This is a genomic window from Salinibacterium sp. G-O1 (genome assembly GCF_030063305.1).
Classification (GTDB): domain Bacteria; phylum Actinomycetota; class Actinomycetes; order Actinomycetales; family Microbacteriaceae; genus Rhodoglobus.
In genome coordinates, this window is record NZ_JASISV010000001.1 from 1171558 (window position 1) to 1189757 (window position 18200).

Below are 18200 nucleotides of genomic sequence, written 5' to 3' on the forward strand. Positions count from 1 at the left end.
AGGAAAACTGCGTCAGTATTGCTCCGGACTTCCGATCAGAAAGGTGCCTCCTTGCGCATCGCTACAACCATGCTCGTTACCGCGGGGCTCGTCGTCACGCTCGCCGCGTGCTCTCCAACTTCTGAGGGCGACGCGTCGGCCGACTGCACGCCGACACCCTCTGGCTCGATCTCGGATGCGGTAGAGGCGAGCGGCGACTTTGGCACCCTGCCCATCGTCATCTTCGACTCGCCCACGGCGGCCGAGACCACCGAGCGCACCGTCGCGATCAAGGGCGATGGTGACCGCGCCGTCGAGGGCGACACCATCAACGTGCAGTATTCGATCCTCAACGGCGCCACCGGCGTCAACATTGCGGGCACCGACTACACCGATGCCACCCTCAGCGCATTCCCCCTCAACGACAACCTGCTCCCCGGCTTTGTGAAAACCCTCGAGTGCTCGACGGTCGGATCCCGCGTGGTTGGCGTGATCCCTCCGGTTGACGCCTTCGGCGAGACCGGTTCTCCCGATCTCGGCATCGAACCCGGACAGGATCTTGTGTTTGTCGCCGACATCATCTCGATCGCAGCCCCGGAGCCGACAGGCGAACCGGCAGTGCCGGCGCTGCCCAAGGCTGACGGCGCAGAGCAGCCGGAAACCCCCGGATTCCCGAAGGTCGTCCTCGCGGACGACGGCCGACCGACCGTGACCATCCCCGACGAGGCTCCGCCGACCGAGCTGCAAATCGCCGTGCTCAAGAAGGGCGACGGCGCGGTGGTGCCCGAAGCTTCCGACGTCATCGTGCACTACCAGGGCATCAACTGGAACACGAAAGAGATCTTCGACGAGAGCTGGGCGCGAGGCGAACCGTCCCCGTTCAACACAGCGCAGGTCATCGCCGGCTTTACCAAGGCAATCGAGGGCCAGACCGTCGGGTCACAGGTCATCGTGATCATCCCCCCGGCAGAAGGCTACGGAGAAGCGGGTCGTCCACCGTCGATCGGCGGCACGGACACTCTCGTGTTCGTGGTCGACATCCTCGGTCTCGGCTAACGGTCATCATGCGTCGCGTCATCATCCTCGGGTCTACGGGTTCCATCGGAACCCAGGCGCTCGACGTGATTGCAGCGAACCCCCACCTCTTCGAGGTGGTGGGTCTCGTGGCGGGCAGCAATCGCGATGCGATGATGGCGCAGGCGGCAACCTTTGGCGTTGAGCACACGGGGCTCGGGGCCGACGAGGCGTGCCAGCTGGTTCGGGATGTCCCGGCCGACGTCATCCTGAACGGCATCACCGGGTCGGTGGGGCTCGGCCCGACGCTCGCTGCCCTGGCGACCGGCGCAACTCTCGCCCTGGCGAACAAGGAAAGCCTGATCGTGGGCGGCGACCTTGTGACGGCTGCATCGAAACCAGGGCAGATCGTTCCGGTCGACTCAGAGCACTCCGCAATCGCGCAGGCGCTGCGCTCCGGCAGAGCCGACGAGGTGCGACGGCTCGTGCTGACGGCATCCGGCGGACCGTTTCGGGGGCGCACGAGAGAATCACTCCGCGATGTGACGCCCCAGCAGGCGCTGGCGCATCCGACCTGGGACATGGGTCTCGTGGTCACCACAAACTCTTCGACCCTGGTCAATAAGGGCCTGGAAGTGATTGAGGCGCACATCCTGTTTGACGTACCGTACGACCGCATCGATGTGACGGTGCATCCCCAGTCGATCGTGCACTCGATGGTGGAGTTCATCGACGGGTCAACGATCGCTCAGGCGAGCCCGCCCGACATGCGACTGCCGATTTCGCTCGGCCTGGACTGGCCGAACCGGGTGGCCGGGGTCGGCGCACCGCTCGACTGGACTACCGCAAGCCAATGGAGCTTTGAACCGCTCGACTCCGAGGTATTTCCCGCGGTTGCACTGGCCAAACAGGTTGGGGAGGCTGGGTCGACGTTTCCCGCGGTGTTCAACGCCGCGAACGAACAGGCGGTTCTCGCCTTCCACGCCGGCTCGATCGGATACCTCGACATCCTCGACACGGTGGCAGCGGTGGTCGACGCCCATAAGCCGCAGGGCATGGATCTCGACGCGGTCTACGACGCCGAACGATGGGCGCGTGAGCACGCAGATCGGCTGCTGACGACTCGCGGCTAGTCGTCTTTGTTGTCCTTCTCCTGCTTTTCGGCCTCTTTTTGGGCCTCTTCGGCTGCTTTTTTGGCCTCTTCCGCAGCTTTTTTGGCCTCTTTGTCCGTCATCGGGGTTTCCTGGCTCACCTCGGGGACGACCTCAACCTGAGCGGCGATCGCTTTTTCCAGGTCGGCGCGCACCAGGGCGATCGCGGCACTGATGCTGTCGAACCGAGACTGCTCGACGGTGCCCTTGGCGTTGGCGTCGAGCAACGCCGCCTGCAGTTCGTCGAGGCGAGCCAGCGCAGAGACCGGGTCGCCAGCCGCCGACGCGTCGGTGACTGCCAGCACGCCATTCTGAAGCGACTCCGCCGTAGCGCCGACGTAGGGATCCTCCGGCGCTGTCGCGCACCCAGAGAGTAGAACGCATACTCCGAGAACGACGGCGATGATTTTGCGCATCACGGTGCCACACTTTCTTGCAACTGCGTCAGGTGGACGCCCAGATCGCCCTCGACCGCGGGATAGCTGACCTCGCTAGTGGTGTCGGATGATTCCGGGGCAGCGTCTGTAGCCTGGCCGGGTCGCACTGACCAGAGGCCCACCGCGGCGACGACAACGACGACGGCTATCGCCGCGATGACGCCCAGCTTTCCCCGAGCCGGGGATACAGCGGGGGATGAAGGGGTGGCGCGTGGTGCCACTGTGGGACGGTGCGATTGAAGCACTTCGGTGGCGCCCGGCGTGCTCGTCATCGGTTGAGTCGGCTGATCGGCATCCGCACCCGCAGCCACGGGGAGGATGAGCGTTGCCTCGGTCTCTGACAAGCCCTTCAGTGCCCGGGCGAACTCGGCAGCAGTAGTCCGCGAGGCGGGATCGCGCGTGGTCGCCGCGCGCAAAACCTCGATCCATTCCGGCTCCATATCGAGGGGGATCGGAGGGTCACGGTGAATCCTGGCGAGGGAGGACTCGACAGCCGTACCGGGGAAGGCGCGTTCACCAGTGCGGCACTCGAGCAGTGTGAGGGCGAGGGAGTAGACGTCGCTCGGCGCCCCCACCGCGCCACCCTGGACCTGCTCTGGGCTCAGAAAGCTCGCGGTACCGATGAGGGTTCCGGTGGCGGTGAGGTGGGTCGAATCGATGAGGCGGGCGATCCCAAAATCAGCCAGTTTGGCGTGTACCGGATTCGAGGCGCCAGCGGCCCCGGCGAGCAGGATGTTGCCGGGCTTCACATCCCGGTGCACAACACCCTTGCTATGGATGTAGGCCAGAGCTCCCGCGACATCGGCGCCGATGAGCGCAGCCGACCTCGAGTCGAGCGCGCCGCCCAGCATGCGCGTTCTCAGGTCGTCGCCGTCGACGAACTCCATAATAAGGAAGCTGTCTTCACCATCGATCGCAGCATCGAACAGGGTGACCAGATTGGGATGATTGAGGCTGGCGAGCAGGCTGGTCTCCTCCCGCTGGCGGCGGGCATCCTGGGCATGGGCCAGCCCGGTATGGAAAACCTTCACCGCAACAGTGCGACCCAACGACTCGTCGTCGGCTTTGAAGACGGACGCCATCCCGCCGCGACCAAGCAACTCGCGCAGCCTGTAACGGCCGGCGACGAGGCGGTCAGACGCGGAGTCGTCTGGACCCAAATATTCCACCGTCGGGTCGTCGTCAATGGTGCTCACCTTGCCGATCGTACCAATCGTGGGCGATTTGGATTACCCCTTGCATGAGGCGCTCCCAGCGTGCGCACAGCGAGTTATCGAGATCACGCCGGTAATATGGGCCAGTGGAAACCGTATTGCTCTATGTCCTCGGCATCGTGATCATCGTCATTGGTCTGGCCCTGTCGATCGGTCTCCACGAGCTGGGGCACCTGGTTCCCGCAAAGCTTTTCGGCGTTCGGGTGACCCAGTACATGATCGGGTTTGGCCCCACGATTTTCTCGCGAAAGCGCGGTGAGACCGAATACGGGGTCAAGGCGATCCCGCTCGGTGGCTACATCTCGATGGCTGGCATGTTCCCGCCGGCCAAAAAAGGCGACAGGTCGCGAACCGCGACGACTGGGGTGATGCAGAGCCTCGTACAGGAGGCTCGAACCTCGAGCGCCGACACCATGGTCGCCATCGACGAGACCACCGGCGACGAGACCGTCGTCGACGAGAGTCGAGCGTTCTACAAGCTGCCCGTCTTCAAGCGAGTGATCATCATGCTCGGCGGGCCCTTCATGAATCTCGTGATCGCGATCCTGCTGTACGCCGTGCTCCTGACCGGTTTCGGTCTTGCACAGGCCAGCACGACCGTCGGCAGCGTCTCAGAGTGTGTTGTGCCGGCAACGAGTCAGCAGCAGGAGTGTGACGCGTCATCCGCGCCGTCTCCGGGTCTGGCAGCGGGGCTGATGCCTGGCGATCTGCTCGTGAGCATGAACGGCACGGCGATCACCAGCTGGGCGCAGGCCACCTCCATCATTCGGGCTTCGGCGGCGGATGACCTGTCGATCGTCGTGAACCGCGATGGATCAGACGTGACGCTCGCCGCGACACCCCTGCTGACCGAACGCTATGTGTATGACGCACAGGGTGTGATTCAGAAGGACGCGAACGGTACCTCGATCACTGAAGAAGTTGGATTCCTCGGCATCGGCCCCGCCACCGAGGTCGTTCAGCAGCCCATCACCGCGGTACTTCCCGCGGTGGGCGACAACATCTCGCGCGTGACGCACCTCATCCTGAACCTTCCGCAGCGCATGATCGACGTCGTGAACGCCGCGTTCGGCCCCACGGAGCGCGACCCGAACGGTCCCATCAGCGTCGTCGGTGTCGGACGCCTCGCGGGGGAGATCACCAGTCTTAACACCATCCCGGTCGTCGAGCGGGCCTCGGCACTCGTCGGGCTTGTCGCGTCGCTGAATGTTGCGCTCATGGTCTTCAACCTCGTACCGCTGATGCCGCTGGATGGCGGACATGTCGCTGGTGCTTTGTTCGAGGGCATTCGCAGGTTCTTCGCGAAACTCTTCGGACGCAAGGACCCGGGACCGGTCGACGTCGCGAAGATCATTCCCCTGACATTCGTGGTCGCCTCGGTGCTCATCGTCATGAGCGCGATCCTGATTTACGCGGATATCGTCAAACCGATCTCCATCCTGTAGGCGTTCAGCACGTGGCCAGTCCGCCCGCGTAAGGTGGAGTCTGTGCCAGCTATCAATCTCGGTATCCCGAAGGTTCCAGAAACTCTCGCTCCCCGACGCAAGACTCGTCAGATCCACGTCGGCAAAGTCGGGGTCGGCAGCGACTCGCAGGTAAGCGTGCAGTCGATGACGACGACTCAGACCACCAACATCAATGCGACTCTCCAGCAGATCGCAGAACTGACCGCGACGGGCTGCGACATCGTGCGCGTTGCCGTACCGCATCAGGATGACGCCGATGTGCTGCACATCATCGCAGGCAAGAGCCAGATCCCGGTGATCGCCGACATCCACTTCCAGCCCCGCTATGTGTTCACCGCTATTGATGCCGGTGTCGGGGCCGTGCGGGTGAACCCCGGAAACATCCGCAAGTTCGACGACCAGGTTGGCAAGATCTCTGCTGCGGCAAAAGCTGCCGGTGTCAGCATCAGGATCGGTGTCAATGCGGGGTCCCTCGAGCCGAGCATCCTGCAGAAGTATGGCAAGGCAACGGCCGAGGCTCTCGTTGAAAGCGCAGTGTGGGAGGCCGGGCTCTTCGAGGAGCACGATTTTCACGACTTCAAGATCTCCGTGAAGCACAACGACCCCATCGTCATGGTCAAGGCATACCGCCTGCTCGCCGAGCGGGGCGACTGGCCGTTGCATCTCGGGGTGACCGAAGCCGGTCCCGAGTTCCAGGGCACCATCAAGAGCGCGACAGCGTTCGGCATCCTGCTGTCGGAGGGGATCGGCGACACGATTCGCGTGTCTCTGTCAGCGCCCCCGGCCCAGGAGATCAAGGTCGGGTTGCAGATTCTGCAGTCGCTCAACCTGCGCGAGCGGAAGCTCGAGATCGTGTCATGCCCCAGCTGCGGTCGCGCCCAGGTAGACGTGTACCAGCTCGCCAATGATGTGACCGCCGGCCTCGAGAAGATGACTGTTCCGTTACGCGTGGCCGTGATGGGGTGCGTGGTCAACGGGCCGGGAGAGGCGCGCGAAGCCGACCTCGGAGTCGCCAGCGGCAACGGTCGCGGCCAAATTTTCGTCAAGGGCGAGGTCATTAAGACCGTGCCGGAAGCCGACATTGTCGCGACCCTCATCGAGGAAGCAAACCGCCTTGCGGCCGAAATGCCGCCGGGAGCGACCGGATCGCCGCAGGTCGTCACGACCTGATCGCAGATTCGTCGCAGGCTGGCGGTCGAATCCGCGGATAGCATGGAGGCCGTGTCTACTCGCCTCTCGCAACTTTTTGTCCGCACCCTCCGCGAAGATCCCGTTGATGCCGAGGTGGCCAGCCACCGGCTACTCGTGCGCGCGGGCTACATCCGTCGCCAGGCTCCCGGAGTTTTCGCGTGGCTGCCACTCGGGCTCAGGGTGCGTCGCAAGATTGAGGCGATCATTCGCGACGAGCTTGAATCGTTCGGCGCCCAGGAGGTGCTGTTCCCCGGCCTTCTTCCTCGCGAACCCTATGAGGTGACGAACCGGTGGACTGAGTACGGCGACGGACTCTTCCGACTGAAAGACCGCAAGGGTGCCGACTATCTGCTCGCGCCGACGCACGAGGAAGTTTTCACGCTGCTCGTGAAAGATCTCTATTCGAGCTACAAAGACCTGCCGCTCTCGCTGTACCAGATCCAGGACAAGTACCGCGATGAGGCGCGTCCCCGCGCCGGACTCCTGCGCGGGCGTGAGTTCTCGATGAAAGACAGCTACTCGTTCGACTACACCGACGCCGGGCTCGAGGTGTCGTACCAGCAGCACCGTGACGCCTATGAGCGCATCTTCCAGCGACTCGGCCTCGACTACGTGATCGTAAAGGCGGATGCCGGTGCGATGGGCGGGTCTCGGAGCGAGGAGTTTCTGCACCCCACCCCGGTTGGTGAAGACACCTTCGTGCGGTCGGCCGGCGGATACGCCGCCAACGTCGAAGCGTTCACGACGGATGCACCCGCACCTCGCTCGCTCGATGGACTCTCACCCGCCGAAGTCCTCGATACTCCTGACACGCCCACTATCGCGACTCTCGTCGACGTGGCCAACCAGAAGCACGCTCGCGCCGACGGACCCGAATGGACAGCGGCAGACACACTGAAGTGCATAGTCCTCGCGTTGACAGCGCTCGACGGAACCCGCGAGCTGGTCGTTGTCGCCCTCCCCGGTGACCGCGACATCGACATGAAGCGCGCCGAGGTGGCGTTCGCCCCGGCCGAGGTCGAAGCGGCAAACGAGGCCGATTTCGCGAAGCATCCCGAGCTCGTCAAGGGCTACATCGGCCCATGGACCGCGGATCGGGCAATGCTGGGTGGGTCGGCAGAGGGCGAGCCCGCACGCTCCATCACCGGCATCCGGCTGCTGCTTGATCCTCGGGTGTCGGAAGGCACCGCCTGGGTCACCGGTGCGAACGAACACGGAAAGCACGTGTTCGGACTGGTGGCGGGCCGGGACTTCGTCGGTGACGGTGAAGTCCAGATTGGCTCCGTCGTCGCCGGCGACCCCGCGCCAGACGGATCGGGCCCTGTCGAGCTAGCGCGCGGTATGGAGATTGGGCACGTCTTCCAGCTCGGTCGTAAGTACGCGGAGGCCCTCGGACTGAAAGTTCTCGACGAGAACGGCAAGCTCGTCACGGTCACGATGGGGTCGTACGGAATCGGCGTGACCCGCATCCTGGCCGTTATCGCCGAGAGCAACAACGACGGCAAGGGACTGATCTGGCCGAAGAACGTCTCGCCCTTCGACGTGCACGTTGTCGTCGCCGGCAAGGATGCCGCGGTCATGGAGATCGCGGAGAGCCTCGTCGGGAATCTGGAAGCCGGCGGACTCGACGTGCTCTTCGACGATCGCCCCAAGGTGTCTCCTGGCGTCAAATTCGGCGACGCCGAGCTGCTGGGAGTTCCCCTGATCGTTATCGTGGGTCGGGATGCGCCAGAAGGCCGGGTCGAGCTCTGGAACCGCGCGACGGGCGAACGCACCTCGGTCAGCATCGACGAGTTGGGTTCGGCACTGGCGGCACAGGCGTGACCAGCACCCTCCCGGCGGCAGATCTCGCCAGGGCCACCGCGATCCTGAAGACCATCGGGGACGCCTACGACACGAAGGTCGTCGGCCAGGCCAGCCTCAAGCGAAGCCTGCTCATCGGCCTCCTCACGGGCGGCCATGTGTTGCTCGAGAGCGTGCCAGGGCTCGCCAAGACCACGGCGGCTCAATCCATCGCGGATGCCGTGCACGGCTCGTTCAAACGCATCCAGTGCACCCCCGACCTGCTGCCGAGCGACATCATCGGCACGCAGATCTTTGACTACACGCGCCAAAGTTTCGAGACCCAGCTGGGGCCGGTCCACGCGAACTTCGTGCTGCTCGACGAGATCAACCGGTCAAGCGCCAAAACCCAGAGTGCCATGCTCGAGGCGATGCAGGAACGCCAGACGAGCATCGGAGGCACGGTGTATCCACTGCCGGTCCCGTTCCTGGTGCTCGCCACCCAGAACCCCATCGAGCAGGAGGGCACGTATCACCTGCCCGAGGCGCAGCTCGATCGCTTCCTGCTGAAGGAAGTGCTCGACTATCCGGAGTTCGCCGAAGAGATCGAGATCATCGGCAGGATCGATGCCGGGGTGTACGACAAGGATGCGCCCGCGGCCGAATCCGTGTCGATCGACGACGTGCTGTTTCTGCAGGATGCCGTGAAGAAAATCTTCGTTGATGCCTCGATCATCAACTACATAGTTTCTGCCGTCTATGTGACGCGACATGCGTCGACGTACATCTCGCAGGAGCTGGCCGACGGCATCGAATACGGGGCGAGCCCGCGCGCGAGTATCGCGTTCAGCAAGGCGGCGCGCGCCCTCGCGCTGCTCGAGGGGCGCGACCACGTGATTCCCGAGGACGTCAAAGAGCTCAGGCATGTGGTGCTGAGGCACCGCATCATCCTGAATTTCGAGGCCATCGCAGACAACATTTCGCCCGAAACCGTCATCGACGCGATCTTCGAATCAGTGAAGGCTCCCTGACCATTGGTTCACGGGTGACAGTGGGAGCGACGGGCGGGCTGGCGCATGGATAGCCTGCTGCGCCGCGTCAAGACGAAGCTGACGATCCACGCCCACCGCAAGGTGCGGGGCCTGATCGAGGGGGAGTACCGGTCGGTGTTCCACGGTCGAAGCATGGACTTCGACGACCTGAGGCCCTACGTGCCCGGTGACGAATTCAAAGACATCGACTGGAAGGCCACGGCACGTCACGGGTCGCCGCTGACGAAACGCTACATAGCGTCGCGCAAGCACACGCTGGTGCTCGTGGTCGACACCGGGCGTGACATGGCGGCCCTCGCCGAGAGTGGGGAGTCGAAGCGAGACCTGGCGATCCTTGCTGCCGGCACAGCGGGGTACATCGCTATTCGCCACGGAGATATGGTCGCGCTCGTCACGGGAACCTCAGAAGCCACGCACTACATGCCGCCCGAGGTGACCGAATCGCATCTCGAGCGCGTGCTGCAGCGCATCCATTCGTCGACGACGTTGGCCGGCGAACCCAGCAACCTGTCGCGTCACCTTGACTACGTCGCCCGCAACTTCAGACGCAGGATGATCGTGATGGTGATCGCGGATGACCGGCCGCTCGCCGCCGACGAGCAGAGACTCGTGCGCAGGCTGACGGTGCAGCATGAGGTGCTGTGGCTCACCATCGGTGATGCCGACCTCATGCGGGAGGAGTGGACCGGCAGCGAGATGTACGACGTGGCCGACTCGGCCAGGGTCCCCGAGTTTCTGCGGCACGACACGGCATTGCGTGCCGAGTTTTCGGCGAGCATCGCCGACGCCGCGATGAGATCCGAGGAGCTCTTCGAGAGTCTCACCGTCAGCAGCAGACGCATCACCTCCGCAGCCGGGGTGGTACCCGGACTGTTCAGACTCCTGGAGGCGCACAAGCATGCCAGGCGATAGCGAGTTCTTCCCACCCGTGCAATACCTGCCGTGGTGGGGCATCATCGGTTTCGTCCTGCTGGTCGTGATCGTGGGCTGGTACGTCTTCTTGTTCCTCTCCACCCGGGCCGGGCGAGTGCCGCCCCCGCCGCCGACGGAAGCGGCGCAGTGGCTCAGCAGAACCACCGAGACCGTGCGGATGGAGTACTTGCAGCTCATTGACCAGACCCGACGAGCGCACGCGAGCGGTGCCATGGATTCCCGGGAAGCCCACCACCAGCTCAGCCAGATCGTTCGATCGTTCGTGGCCGAGCGTGAGGGGCAGCAGACAATGCAGATGACCCTCAAAGATCTCAGAGCCACTCGCTTTACCCCGCTGACGAAGGCCGTCGAAAAGCTCTACCCTGGCGCGTTCGGCGCGGGAACCGTCGCCAGCGTCGACAAAGCAGTCGACGAGGCGAAGAGGCTGGTGTCACGATGGCACTGATCGCGTGGTGGGCGCCACTGGTGTGGCTCGGGGCAACGGCTGTGGTCATCGCGGCGGTGGTCTGGTACCGGGGGCGGCACCGCAGTTCGACGGCGGCCGGCATCCCTGTGGCGCATCGCGAGCGGCTCACAGCGCTGCCCGCATACCGTCGGGCACTGGCGCGCTACCGGCTGCTCGTGGCGGGTTTCGTGGTGTGTCTCGTCGCGATGATCGCCGCGGCTGCGATGCTCACAGCGCGACCCGCGGCGGTCGCGCTGGTGACACCCGACCTCAACAATCGCGACATCGTGCTGTGCCTCGACGTCTCGGGGTCGATGGTCGACTACGACGCCGCAGTGCTCGAGGTTTTTCAACAGCTCTCGGTGGAGTTCACCGGCGAACGCATCAGTCTCGTTGTCTTCAATGCCTCTGCCGTCACCTACTTTCCTCTGACCGCGGACTACGACTACATTTCCGGTCAACTCGCGAGACTGACGGCAGAATTCGACGATCCGGACGCGCCGTACTACGGCGGGACCCTGATCGGTAACGGCTCATCGCTGGTCGGTGATGGTCTCGCCTCCTGCATTGTCAGATTCGACCATGCTGACTCCGACCGGTCACGATCGGTGATCCTCGTCACCGACAACTTCGTCGCGGGGGAGCAGATCTTTACACTGCCGGATGCCGCGAAGCTCGCGGTCGAACGCGGAGTGCGGGTCTATGGCATCAATCCGGGCGATGCGACCGCCAAGGACTATCTCGATGATCTCGCTGTCGAATTTGAGACGGCGGTCGTCGATTCGGGCGGCGCGTATTACGCGCTCGACGACCCTGGGGTCATCCCGTCGGTGGTCGATCGAATCACCTCCGAGCAGGCGTCGGTGCTCCCGGGCATTCAGCAGGTGCAGATCTCTGAGCGGCCGCAGCCCTGGATCTGGCTCGCCTTCGCTTCGCTGGTGGGCCTTGGACTCTTCGGATGGAGGCTCAAGCGATGACTCTCAACCCCATCCTGCCGATCTGGGTGCTCGCGCTCCTGGGCATCGGACTGTCGGCCGTGTTCGTGTGGCAGCTCGTCGTGAACCGCTCGCGACGCCGCCTGGTGATCATGTGGTCGTCCAGGCTGCTCATGGTCGCTCTGCTGATGGTGATCGCGGCACGCCCCACGATCCTGGGGGATGGTCAGGGGCCGAGCGCGTCCGGCGGACTCGAGGTGTACTTCGTCGTCGACACGACCAGCAGCATGGCCGCAGAAGACTGGGATGGCGGCGCCATAGGGGGCACCGACGTCACTGACTCGCCCACGCGGCTCGACGGCGTCAAGGCCGACATAGATTCGATAGTCGCGAGCCTGGCTGGGGCGCAGTTCTCACTCGTCACCTTCGACGCGGTGGCGGTTCAGCGGGTTCCGCTCACGAGCGACGCTTCGGCCGTGCTCTCGTCCACCTCGGTTCTTCGGCAGGAGGTATCGGCGTATTCGAGGGGCAGCAGTATCGACGAGCCGGTCACCCTGATGATTCAGATTCTGCAGGATGCCGCCGCACTGAATCCGGAACAGCGTCGAGTCCTGTTCTACTTCGGCGACGGCGAACAGACCTCGGGCACGGATCCGCAACCCTTCACGGTACTCGCGCCGTATCTCCAGGGTGGCGCGGTGCTCGGCTACGGTACTCAGGATGGCGCGAGAATGCGGGAGTTCAACGGTATCGACCGGCGCTACTTCGGGCAGGAGCCGACCGACGACCCGGCGGAGCCGCAGCAACCCACCTACATTCAGGACTATTCGGGGAATGCTCCAGTCGACGCGCTCTCGAAGATCGACGAGACAGCGCTCGGGGTCATCGCCAGGGAGCTGGGGATCATCTACGAGCACAGAACAGCGGCGACCTCCACCGCCCTCGCCACCACGGGCATCGAGGTGGGCAGGCTCACCGCGAGCGACGGCGAGCCTGGCTCCGTCACCGAGCTCTACTGGATTGCGGCAATCGGATTCGGTCTGCTCGCTCTGGTGCAGATCGTCGCGATCAGCGGCGCGGTTGCCGAGCTCAGACCCGGCAGGAGGCGGCCATGAGCAGAGAAGCGAGCAAGGAGCGGCCCGTGCGGGCGCTCACGGTTGCGCGGTTGCGCCGCCGCCGCATCCTGATGTTCTGGATTTCGCTGCCGGTCGTGCTTTTCATGCTGGTCGCGGCAGTCAAGTTGATCAGCCTGGCGCCGACCGCACAGCTTGCGATCGATGCCTACTACGACGGACGCTATGTGACCAGTGAGCAAATTTCGGGGTCGCTGCTCGAGGCGAACATTGTCGAACCGTACCTGCCCTACTTCAATCGTGGAGACGCGTTCGCGGCAGACCGGTACTACGGCCCTGCGACGGAAGATTTTGAGAAGGCCCTCACGCTTGCACCGGAAGACCGAAAATGCGATGTGCGGCTGAACCTGGCGCTCACGTGGGAGCGGTTCGGCGACATCTACGTTGCCAACGGTTTCTACCAGGGCGCCGTGCAGCTGTACAAGGCGTCGCAGGCGGTGCTTGATGCCGCTGGGCCGGAGTGCGACCCACCGGAGAAGAAGCAGCAGCTGGATGACGCGAAGAAACGGGTCAAACAAAAAATCGAGCAGGCCGAGAATCTGCGCGACTCTCAGCAGCCGGACAACGGGGATGAACAGCAGAGCGATCTCGAGCAGCAACTGCAAGACCTGCAGGACCAGCAGGCGCAGGCCGACCAGGAGAAAGCCGATGAGCTGGCGCAGGACAGGGGCGAAGACGGGGGAGGCTTCTCGGTCGAGAAGCCGTGGTGAGGGTGCGACTGGCACTGCACGTGTTGGCTCACGGGTAAACTGTGTTCGCGCAGCGTGACTGCGCAGACCACACCAACATTTGAATAGCGGAGGCCCTCAGTGGACATCGACCTGAGCGTACTGCGCCTTATGGAGCGCGAGCGCGAGATTCCCTTCGAGGAACTCGTGCAGATCATCGAGCAGGCCATCCTGACGGCCTACCTCAAACACATTGACGAACCCGATTCCGACCACGCGACGGCCGAACCCAGGGCGAGGGTCGTACTCGACCGCAAGACCGGCAAGGTCAGCATCTTCGTTCCGGAGATCGATGACGAAGGGGCGGTCATCGGCGAGGCGGAAGACAGCCCGACCGACTTCGGCCGGATCGCAGCATTTGCTGCCAAGCAGGTCATCAACCAGAGGCTTCGTGATATCGGGGACGACAAGGTTCTCGGCGAATTCAAAGGTCGTGAGGGTGACATCGTCGCCGGCGTCATCCAGCAGGGGCCAAACCCGCGCATGATCCATGTCGACCTTGGAACCATCGAGGCGATCCTCCCTCCCGAGGAGCAGGTGCCCGGCGAGGACTACTCGCACGGCCGTCGCATCCGCGTCTACGTCACCTCGGTGAGCAAGGGGCTCAAGGGCCCGCAGATCACCGTGAGCCGCACGCATCCTGCACTCGTACGCAAGCTCTTCGCGCTCGAAGTTCCGGAGATCGCCAGCGGAATCGTCGAGATCACTTCCCTCGCCCGTGAGGCCGGTCATCGCACGAAGATGGCGGTGCGGGCCATGGAGCCCGGCGTCAACGCGAAGGGCGCCTGCATCGGCGAACTCGGCCAGCGTGTTCGGGCCGTGACGACTGAGCTCAACAACGAGAAAATCGACATTGTCGACTACTCCGAGAACCTGGCAACATTCGTCGCCAACGCGCTCTCGCCCGCCAAGGTCACGAGCTCTTTCATCATCGATCAGGCGACCAAGGCCGTGCGGGCCCTGGTGCCGGACTACCAGCTGTCGCTCGCCATCGGCAAGGAGGGCCAGAATGCCCGCCTCGCCGCAAAGCTCACGGGCGCGCGTATCGACATCCAGCCAGATTCAATCCTCGAAGAGGATTGATCGACCGGCACCGCAATCCTCGAAGAGGATTGATCGACCAGCACCGCAATCCTCGAAGAGGATTGATCGACCGGCACCGCAATTCTCGAAGAGGATTGATCGACCAGCACCGCAATTCTCGAAGAGGATTGTCGTGCCTAGTCTTCGATGCTGTTCAGCCAGGTGAGCTCGGAGCCCGAACCTTCGATGAGGTCGACGAGCTGTGCGTTGAATCGCGCGCCGTACTCCGCGGCGATGTGCGTCGCGAAGGCGGCGTCATCGACATACTCTTCGAACACGAAGAACCGACGCGGGTCAGTTGAGAGGGTGAACGGCTGGAAGACGATGTTGCCCGGCTCAGTGCGCACTTCGGCTGCCAGGATCTGGAGAATTGCGCGAACCTGGTCTTCTTTGCCCGGCATCGCCGTGAACTCGGCGTAAAGGCTTTTCGTCATACTGGTTAGCGTATATCGGCGCCGGTCGGTGTTCGGCTTCGAAGGAGGGCGTAAGATGGACAACGTTAGAACCTGTCTCGGCTGCCGTTCCCGCTCCGACAGATCCTCTTTGCTGAGGGTTGTCGCGCGAAATGGCGAAGTGGTTCCGGATCCGTCCGCGACACTTCCAGGTCGAGGCGCCTGGGTTCATCCCACAATCACGTGTGTCGAAAGCGCTTCACGGCGCAGAGTTTTCGGTCGGGCGTTGCGGGTGACCGAGGCATTGGATCTACGCCACCTCACCGAATTGGTGCAGCAAGAAACAGTCGGCGTCTCATCCGAGATTCCCCAACCAAAAGGCTGATTGACCTATGGACAACTAATGAGCGGCTCGAAATGAGTTCCGTCCGTAATTAGGTCTGCCCCTGTCCGGGTGCAGACCCAGACAGGAGAATTGTGGCTGCCAAACCACGTGTACACGAAGTCGCTGCCGAACTCGGCATCGATAGCAAGATTGCCCTTGCGAAGCTCAAAGAGATGGGCGAATTCGTCAAGGGCCCCTCATCCAGCATTGAACCGCCGGTTGCACGCAAGCTGAAGGCTGCGTTGCTGGCCGACGGTGTGAAGCCCGCTGTTGCCGAGGCTCCGAAGGCTAAGGCGGCCCCCAAGGCCGCACCGAAGCCCTTCAACCCGGCCCCGCCAGCTCCCGAACCCGTTGTGGTTGCCGAGCCCGATCACGACGTTCCGGCTCCGGCCGCACCGCCGCTGACCGTGGCAGAGCGCCAGGCGCAGGCCGAGGCGCACGCCGCGGAGCAGGCGCAGGCTCAGGCCGCTGAGGCTGCGGGCCAGTCGGCCCCGGCAACGGATGCGACCCCCGGTGCAGCAGCGCCGACCCCGTCTGGCATTCCGCGTCCGGGGCAACCTCGCCCCGGAAACAACCCGTTCGCGTCGAACCAGGGCATGTCTCGCCCCGGCATCCCGCGTCCGGGCAACAATCCTTTTGCGTCGAACCAGGGCATGGGCCGCGCGAGCGCACCAGGTGCGGTTCCGCGTCCGGGAGCTCCTCGTCCCGGCGGACCGGGCCAGGGAGCACGTCCCGGCGGCTTCGGCCAGCGTCCGGGTGGTCCCGGTGGAAACTTCCAGCAGCGTCCCGGCGGACCCCGCCCGGCCGGTGCCGGCGGATTCCGTCCCGGTGGCGCTCCCGGTGGCGCTCCCGCCAACAACTTCGGCCCGAACCGCCCGCCCGCGGGTGGTGCTGGCGGCCGCGGCCGCGGCCCCGGTGGTGGAACCGCTGGTGCTTTCGGTCGCGGTGGCGGCAAGAGCAAGGCTCGCAAGTCGAAGCGCACGAAGCGCGCCGAATTTGAGCTGAGGGAGGCTCCGTCGCTGGGCGGCGTCAGCGTTCCTCGTGGAGACGGCAAGACTGTCATCCGCCTGCGTCGCGGTGCATCCATTTCGGATCTGGCCGACAAGCTGGAGACGATAACCGGATACTCGGTTCAGCCGGGCGCCCTGGTGACGGCTCTCTTCCACCTCGGACAGATGGCCACGGCCACCGAGTCGCTCGATGAGGGCACCTTCGAGATTCTCGCGGGCGAACTCAACTACAAGATCGAAATGGTTTCGCCCGAGGATGAGGACCGCGAGCTTCTCGCAGGCTTCGACCTCGACCTCGACCAGGAGCTTGAAGACGAGACCGACGAGGATCTTGAGATCCGTCCGCCCGTCGTCACCGTCATGGGTCACGTCGACCACGGTAAGACCAAGCTGCTCGACGCGATCCGTCAGGCGAACGTTGTAGCAGGTGAGGCCGGTGGCATCACCCAGCACATCGGTGCCTACCAGGTGTGGACCGAGCACGAGGGCTTCGAGCGCGCCATCACCTTCATCGACACCCCGGGCCACGAGGCGTTCACCGCCATGCGTGCTCGTGGTGCGCAGGTCACCGACCTCGCGATCCTGGTGGTTGCCGCGGACGACGGAATCATGCCGCAGACCGTGGAAGCACTCAACCACGCGCAGGCAGCGGGCGTTCCGATCGTTGTCGCAGTGAACAAGGTCGACAAGCCTGGGGCGAACCCGGCAAAGGTGCGCCAGCAGCTCACCGAATTCGGTCTCATCGCGGAAGAGTACGGAGGAGACACGATGTTCATCGACGTCTCCGCGCTGAACAACGTCGGTATCGACAGGTTGCTTGACGCCGTACTCCTGACGGCGGATGCCGGGCTCGACCTTCGCTCCAACCCGAACAAGGATGCCCGTGGTGTCGCCATTGAGGCGAAGCTCGACAAGGGTCGCGGTGCTGTTGCTACAGTGCTGATCCAGTCGGGAACGCTGCGAGTCGGTGACTCCATCGTCGCCGGAACGGCCCATGGCCGCGTTCGCGCGATGATGGACGAGAACGGCGATCCCGTGCTCGAGGCATTCCCGTCGCGTCCCGTTCAGGTACAGGGGCTTTCGAGTGTTCCTCGTGCCGGCGATACCTTCATCGTCACCGAGGAAGACCGCACGGCTCGTCAGATCGCTGAGAAGCGTGAAGCCGTCGAGAGGAACGCGCTGCTGGCCAAGGCCCGCAAGCGCATCAGCCTCGAAGACTTCACCAAGGCGCTCGAAGACGGCAAGGTCGAATCGCTCAACCTCATCATCAAGGGTGACGTTTCCGGTGCCGTCGAGGCGCTGGAAGATTCGCTGCTCAAGATCGAGGTCGACGACAGCGTGCAGCTGCGGATCATCCACCGCGGTGTCGGTGCTGTTACCGAGAGCGACGTCAACCTCGCGACCATCGACAACGCGATCATCATCGGGTTCAACGTGCGACCAGACACGAAGGCGCGCGAACGTGCGCAGCGTGAAGGTGTGGATGTGCGTTTCTACTCGGTCATCTACGCGGCGCTCGAGGAGATCGAAAGCTCCCTCAAGGGCATGCTCAAGCCCGAGTTCGAAGAAGTGCAGTCTGGTGTTGCCGAGATCCGCGAGGTGTTCCGTTCCTCCAAGTTCGGAAACGTCGCCGGTGTCATCGTGCGCTCCGGAATCATCACCAGGAACGCGAAGGCTCGCGTCATCCGTGACGGTGTGGTCGTCGGCGATAACCTCGCCATCGAATCACTGCGTCGCTTCAAGGATGACGTCACCGAGGTTCGTACGGACTTCGAGGCCGGAATCGGCCTTGGCAAGTTCAACGACATCCAGATCGGTGACGAGATCGAGACGATCGAAATGAAGGAAAAGCCGCGGGTCTAGCCCCGTG

General features: G+C 63.8%; 17 protein-coding genes. 14 read left to right on the forward strand and 3 right to left on the reverse strand.

Annotated elements, in window-relative coordinates; translation table 11 throughout:
• The first annotated feature begins 51 nt into the window (after window positions 1–51).
• Window positions 52–1035 (forward strand): FKBP-type peptidyl-prolyl cis-trans isomerase, encoded by a 984-nt coding sequence (locus QMG83_RS05710; protein ID WP_283504365.1) that lies wholly within the window; start codon window positions 52–54, stop codon window positions 1033–1035.
• Window positions 1036–1043: 8 nt separating this feature from the next.
• Window positions 1044–2126 carry a 1-deoxy-D-xylulose-5-phosphate reductoisomerase gene (gene dxr, locus QMG83_RS05715; RefSeq protein ID WP_283504366.1) on the forward strand — a complete coding sequence of 361 codons (1083 nt, stop codon included), beginning with the start codon at window positions 1044–1046 and terminating at the stop codon, window positions 2124–2126.
• Here dxr and QMG83_RS05720 read toward each other — a convergent pair.
• The gene (locus QMG83_RS05720) at window positions 2123–2449 is read right to left on the reverse strand and encodes a hypothetical protein (RefSeq protein WP_283504367.1); all 327 of its coding nucleotides are present in this window, start codon (window positions 2447–2449) and stop codon (window positions 2123–2125) included. The genes dxr and QMG83_RS05720 overlap by 4 nt on opposite strands.
• A 110-nt stretch (window positions 2450–2559) precedes the next feature.
• Window positions 2560–3777 carry a serine/threonine-protein kinase gene (locus QMG83_RS05725; RefSeq protein ID WP_283504368.1) on the reverse strand — a complete coding sequence of 406 codons (1218 nt, stop codon included), beginning with the start codon at window positions 3775–3777 and terminating at the stop codon, window positions 2560–2562.
• 104 nt (window positions 3778–3881) lie between these two features.
• Between QMG83_RS05725 and QMG83_RS05730 the strand changes: the two genes are divergently transcribed.
• The 10 genes from QMG83_RS05730 (at window position 3882) to nusA (ending at window position 14543) form a co-directional block, all read left to right on the forward strand.
• Entirely contained in the window at window positions 3882–5240 is a 1359-nt protein-coding gene (locus QMG83_RS05730; RefSeq protein ID WP_283504369.1) for a M50 family metallopeptidase, read from the forward strand.
• A 42-nt stretch (window positions 5241–5282) separates the two neighbouring features.
• Entirely contained in the window at window positions 5283–6431 is a 1149-nt protein-coding gene (gene ispG, locus QMG83_RS05735) for a flavodoxin-dependent (E)-4-hydroxy-3-methylbut-2-enyl-diphosphate synthase (RefSeq protein WP_283504370.1), read from the forward strand.
• Between the two features lie 51 nt (window positions 6432–6482).
• Entirely contained in the window at window positions 6483–8276 is a 1794-nt protein-coding gene (locus QMG83_RS05740) for a proline--tRNA ligase (protein ID WP_283504371.1), read from the forward strand.
• Entirely contained in the window at window positions 8273–9265 is a 993-nt protein-coding gene (locus QMG83_RS05745; protein WP_283504372.1) for an AAA family ATPase, read from the forward strand. Before QMG83_RS05740 ends, QMG83_RS05745 begins: the two co-directional genes overlap by 4 nt.
• Window positions 9266–9310: 45 nt before the next feature.
• Window positions 9311–10198, forward strand: a complete 888-nt coding sequence (locus QMG83_RS05750; RefSeq protein ID WP_283504373.1) for a DUF58 domain-containing protein — start codon at window positions 9311–9313, stop codon at window positions 10196–10198.
• Window positions 10185–10664 carry a hypothetical protein gene (locus QMG83_RS05755; protein ID WP_283504374.1) on the forward strand — a complete coding sequence of 160 codons (480 nt, stop codon included), beginning with the start codon at window positions 10185–10187 and terminating at the stop codon, window positions 10662–10664. Before QMG83_RS05750 ends, QMG83_RS05755 begins: the two co-directional genes overlap by 14 nt.
• Window positions 10655–11641, forward strand: a complete 987-nt coding sequence (locus QMG83_RS05760) for a vWA domain-containing protein (RefSeq protein WP_283504375.1) — start codon at window positions 10655–10657, stop codon at window positions 11639–11641. Before QMG83_RS05755 ends, QMG83_RS05760 begins: the two co-directional genes overlap by 10 nt.
• Window positions 11638–12714: a vWA domain-containing protein gene (locus QMG83_RS05765; RefSeq protein WP_283504376.1), complete on the forward strand. Its 1077-nt coding sequence runs from the start codon at window positions 11638–11640 to the stop codon at window positions 12712–12714. The genes QMG83_RS05760 and QMG83_RS05765 overlap by 4 nt, the downstream gene beginning before the upstream one ends.
• Window positions 12711–13442 carry a hypothetical protein gene (locus QMG83_RS05770; RefSeq protein ID WP_283504377.1) on the forward strand — a complete coding sequence of 244 codons (732 nt, stop codon included), beginning with the start codon at window positions 12711–12713 and terminating at the stop codon, window positions 13440–13442. Before QMG83_RS05765 ends, QMG83_RS05770 begins: the two co-directional genes overlap by 4 nt.
• Window positions 13443–13541: 99 nt before the next feature.
• The gene (gene nusA / locus QMG83_RS05775) at window positions 13542–14543 is read left to right on the forward strand and encodes a transcription termination factor NusA (protein WP_283504378.1); all 1002 of its coding nucleotides are present in this window, start codon (window positions 13542–13544) and stop codon (window positions 14541–14543) included.
• A 137-nt stretch (window positions 14544–14680) separates the two neighbouring features.
• On the opposite strand, the gene QMG83_RS05780 is transcribed toward nusA, so the two are convergent.
• Window positions 14681–14977, reverse strand: a complete 297-nt coding sequence (locus tag QMG83_RS05780; RefSeq protein WP_283504379.1) for a putative quinol monooxygenase — start codon at window positions 14975–14977, stop codon at window positions 14681–14683.
• 55 nt (window positions 14978–15032) lie between these two features.
• Here QMG83_RS05780 and QMG83_RS05785 point away from each other — a divergent pair, with 55 nt between their 5' ends.
• A complete protein-coding gene (locus tag QMG83_RS05785) occupies window positions 15033–15320 on the forward strand; it encodes a YlxR family protein (protein ID WP_283504380.1) in 288 nt (95 codons plus the stop codon).
• A 92-nt stretch (window positions 15321–15412) separates the two neighbouring features.
• Window positions 15413–18193, forward strand: a complete 2781-nt coding sequence (gene infB / locus QMG83_RS05790; protein WP_283504381.1) for a translation initiation factor IF-2 — start codon at window positions 15413–15415, stop codon at window positions 18191–18193.
• Window positions 18194–18200 lie beyond the last annotated feature (7 nt).

Bases quoted from the DNA above. Each gene is read 5' to 3' on its own strand.
- dxr (WP_283504366.1), top strand. From the start codon at position 1,044: ATGCGTCGCGTCATCATCCTCGGGTCTACGGGTTCCATCGGAACCCAG.
- QMG83_RS05750 (WP_283504373.1), top strand. From the start codon at position 9,311: ATGGATAGCCTGCTGCGCCGCGTCAAGACGAAGCTGACGATCCACGCC.
- QMG83_RS05755 (WP_283504374.1), top strand. From the start codon at position 10,185: ATGCCAGGCGATAGCGAGTTCTTCCCACCCGTGCAATACCTGCCGTGG.
- QMG83_RS05760 (WP_283504375.1), top strand. From the start codon at position 10,655: ATGGCACTGATCGCGTGGTGGGCGCCACTGGTGTGGCTCGGGGCAACG.
- QMG83_RS05765 (WP_283504376.1), top strand. From the start codon at position 11,638: ATGACTCTCAACCCCATCCTGCCGATCTGGGTGCTCGCGCTCCTGGGC.
- QMG83_RS05770 (WP_283504377.1), top strand. From the start codon at position 12,711: ATGAGCAGAGAAGCGAGCAAGGAGCGGCCCGTGCGGGCGCTCACGGTT.
- QMG83_RS05780 (WP_283504379.1), bottom strand. From the start codon at position 14,977: ATGACGAAAAGCCTTTACGCCGAGTTCACGGCGATGCCGGGCAAAGAA.
- QMG83_RS05785 (WP_283504380.1), top strand. From the start codon at position 15,033: ATGGACAACGTTAGAACCTGTCTCGGCTGCCGTTCCCGCTCCGACAGA.